Raw genomic sequence first — 1,611 nt, forward strand, 5'->3', positions numbered from 1 at the left:
CACTGCCTGGGCGAACGGGGTCAACGCCCGCCGCCGGGTGCCACGTCGACGGCGTTGAAGGACCAGGAGCCGCGCCAGATAGGCCACGGTGCGCTCCCCGATCGGGAGGACAGCGGTGTAGGTGACAGGATCAGACATGCAGGACCTCGGTGACGGTGTCGATCTGTGCTGGACCGAACCGATCTACCGGGGTCCTGCCCCGTTCCCGCTCATCTCACCACCCTCGGCGTGTCGCCACGACCTGCCACCCCGCTACTGAGAACACCTCACTGATCCGGGGGTCCTCCGGTCGGTCCTGAATACGATCAGTACAAGGCTCGACGGGAAGCCTGCGGCCGCGACGGTGGTCAACCAACGTCGCCGGGTGCTCTACAACGCTGCGGAGTACGCGGTCGAACGGGGGCACCTCTCGGCGAACCCGCTCGTGGGATTGAAGTGGAAGGCCCCTAAGCCATCGGGGGCGGTCGACCGGCGGACTGTGGTGAACCCGATCCAGGCACGGACGCTGCTCGCTGCGGTGCGGGAGACGAGGCGCAGCGGGCCTCGTCTGGTGGCGTTCTTCGGGCTCATGTATTTCGCCGCGCTGCGGCCGGAGGAGGCAGTCAACGTGCGCGCCGTCAACCTGACGCTGCCCAACGGGAACGGGTGGGGTGAGATCCACCTACAAGAAGCGACGCCGCACGCCGGGACCGAGTGGACCGACGACGGGGAGCAACGGGACCGGCGGCAGTTGAAGGGCCGTGCCCGTGGCGAGCACCGTGCTGTTCCAGCGTCTCCCGAACTCGTAGAGCTGCTGAAACAGCATGTGGCGGAGTTCGGGCTAGGAGAAGACGGCAGGCTGTTTCCTGGGGGGCGGGTGGTCGAGCTGCCGAAGATCACCTATATACGAGCCTGGAAGGTCGCGCGGTCCATCGCCTTCACTCCCGAGGTCGTCGCGTCCCCACTCGCCGCGACGCCGTACTCACTGCGACACGCGTGCGTGTCGACCTGGCTCAACGCTGGCGTCCCGGCGACGCAGGTCGCGGAGTGGGCGGGCCACTCGGTCGAGGTGCTGTTGAAGGTCTACGCGAAGTGCATCGAGGGACAGGACTACGAGGCGCGCCGCCGCGTCCTACTGGCTCTGGGCTCTGATCGGTCGAGCTACGCGACGTAGGCACGTATTAGGCACAGAGACCCGCTCACAGCCGCTGACGGCCGGTACGAGTCGGACAGAACAAGATCAGCCCCTCACCGGGTTCTGCCTGGTGAGGGGCTGATTCTGTGGGTGCCCCCGGCAGGATTCGAACCTGCGGCACCCGCTTTAGGAGTGGTGGATCGTGTCCTGGCCTGCGCGCACTCTGACCAGGGATGACGCGCGGCGCGCCCGGGATCCCGGGCGCATCTGGGAACGTCCTGGGAACAGGCCCGCCAGAGTCGCCGCGTGACAGAGTGACAGTGTCACCGGCCTGTCACTCAGGCTGTCACTCTCGTTTGTGCTGGTCAGGGGTGGTGTAGTGACAGAGTGACAGAAGAAGAGTGGGGAGACGTTCCATCGCCTGGAACCGTCCAGCCCGCCGCACCGCCGTGCGGACGTCCCAGTGCTCCTCCGCGCTCGGACGGGACCCCCGGATG

1 protein-coding gene and 1 tRNA gene are annotated in these 1,611 nt (G+C 67.0%); one reads left to right on the forward strand and one right to left on the reverse strand.

The genetic code is table 11. The annotated features are described in order from the left end of the window. Window positions 1-364 precede the first annotated feature (364 nt). On the forward strand, window positions 365-1,153 hold the full coding sequence (locus tag Ae331Ps2_RS13785) for a tyrosine-type recombinase/integrase (RefSeq protein ID WP_212611736.1): 789 nt from the start codon (window positions 365-367) through the stop codon (window positions 1,151-1,153). A gap of 112 nt (window positions 1,154-1,265) precedes the next feature. On the opposite strand, the gene Ae331Ps2_RS32015 is transcribed toward Ae331Ps2_RS13785, so the two are convergent. Next, window positions 1,266-1,326: transfer RNA gene (locus Ae331Ps2_RS32015), tRNA-Phe, on the reverse strand. Window positions 1,327-1,611 lie beyond the last annotated feature (285 nt).

Origin of the sequence: Pseudonocardia sp. Ae331_Ps2, from assembly GCF_001932405.1 — a bacterium.
In the GTDB taxonomy this organism is placed as follows: Bacteria; Actinomycetota; Actinomycetes; order Mycobacteriales; family Pseudonocardiaceae; genus Pseudonocardia.